The organism is Desulfatiglans anilini DSM 4660, from assembly GCF_000422285.1.
In the GTDB taxonomy this organism is placed as follows: Bacteria; Desulfobacterota; DSM-4660; order Desulfatiglandales; family Desulfatiglandaceae; genus Desulfatiglans; species Desulfatiglans anilini.
Map to the genome: position 1 here is coordinate 1 of NZ_AULM01000106.1, position 1,259 is coordinate 1,259.

Here is a 1,259-nt window from a genome sequence, read left to right on the forward strand (position 1 = left end):
CCGTAATCGCGTGCCCAGGTGCACAGCATCTCCCCCGAACCGCTGCCGAGGTCGAGCACTCGGGTTCCCGTTTCGAGACGAAGCGCCGCGCCCAGAGTGGCGAGCTTTTCGGGTGTGAGCGGGTTATGGATGCGGTGATCACTTTCGGTAATGTTGAAGATCCGTGGAATATCCAATGCAGAAAATCTCCTTTGTAGGATGAAAAAGGATTCAGTTCTTGTCAAAAAATTCCTCCGCTCCGGAAAGCGCGAGGCTATCGTCAGCCTTAAACCGTCGCCTGTCGCGACAAAATTCCGTCAAGAGAAGAACTTGAGCGCCAATCCCCTGAGAGTTCGCGTCCTCCGGTTCACATTGAAAAACAGGGAAAAGGTCGTTCTGTTGACTTCCCTCCTCGACAAGCGCCAATTTCCTTTGGCTGAGCTCAAAGAGCTCTACACCAAGCGCTGGTCTGTGGAAACCGCCTACAGCCATTTCAAATGCCGCATCGAAATCGAGAAGGTTTCGGGAAAATCTCCCCTCGCTGTTCTCCAAGATTTCCAAGCGAGAGTTTTGACAGCCAACCTGGCTGCCATGATCGGTCACCCGGTTCAAGATCTTATTGAGGAGCAGGCCAAAAACCATCCCGAACGACTCAGGTATGAGGTCAACTTCACCTATGCGCTTTCGTCTATGAAAAGCAACGTCGTGCTCCTCTTTGCCCGGCGACACACCACAAAAATCCTTCGAAGCCTCCTCTCGCTTCTCGGTAAGTCTTTATCGATTATTCGACCAGGCCTGAAGAATCCCAGAAAGAGAGGGCCGAAACTGAAAATTGCCGCTATGGCCTACAAGCCCATAGCTTAAGTCAATGACATCGAGGCAAGAGTGAGAAAACCATCGCCGCTTATTCTCGGGCTGTCCGACGAATAAACGACGATTTCGATTGCTGCCCCGATCAATTGACCCTGGAGCAACGTGAACAGTATTTTTCCGATTTGGCCGAGTCCCACTCCTGGAGCAGCGTCAAGATCGACCGCAACGGACTGCAATTCTTCTGGAAGCATGTCCTCAAACGCGATTGGGAGTGGGTAAACATCGTCAAAGTCCCAGAAGTGATGCCGCTGCCTGATATTCTTGCCCTGAAAGAAGTCGAGCGATTATTCAGCGCCACGCGCAAACTGCGCTACAGGGTCTTCCTTTTGACGACCTATTCCATGGAATTGCGTCTCTGCATCAAAATGTTGGGCTATCAATGCCCTTCATTTTTGAAATAAGTCAGA

Annotated in this window: 2 protein-coding genes and 1 pseudogene; 2 read left to right on the forward strand and 1 reads right to left on the reverse strand. The window is 51.2% G+C overall.

Going from position 1 to position 1,259, the window contains the following annotated elements:
* Positions 1 to 176, reverse strand: a 176-nt coding sequence (locus H567_RS30255; RefSeq protein WP_435051127.1) for an SAM-dependent methyltransferase, incomplete at its 3' end; no start/stop codon positions are given.
* 22 nt (positions 177 to 198) lie between these two features.
* Here H567_RS30255 and H567_RS26570 point away from each other — a divergent pair.
* Both H567_RS26570 and H567_RS26575 read left to right on the forward strand, forming a co-directional pair.
* A complete protein-coding gene (locus H567_RS26570; RefSeq protein ID WP_028322927.1) occupies positions 199 to 843 on the forward strand; it encodes a transposase in 645 nt (214 codons plus the stop codon).
* Between the two features lie 20 nt (positions 844 to 863).
* Positions 864 to 1,253, forward strand: a pseudogene (locus tag H567_RS26575) (phage integrase N-terminal SAM-like domain-containing protein); the annotation flags it as partial.
* Between the last annotated feature and the right edge of the window lie 6 nt (positions 1,254 to 1,259).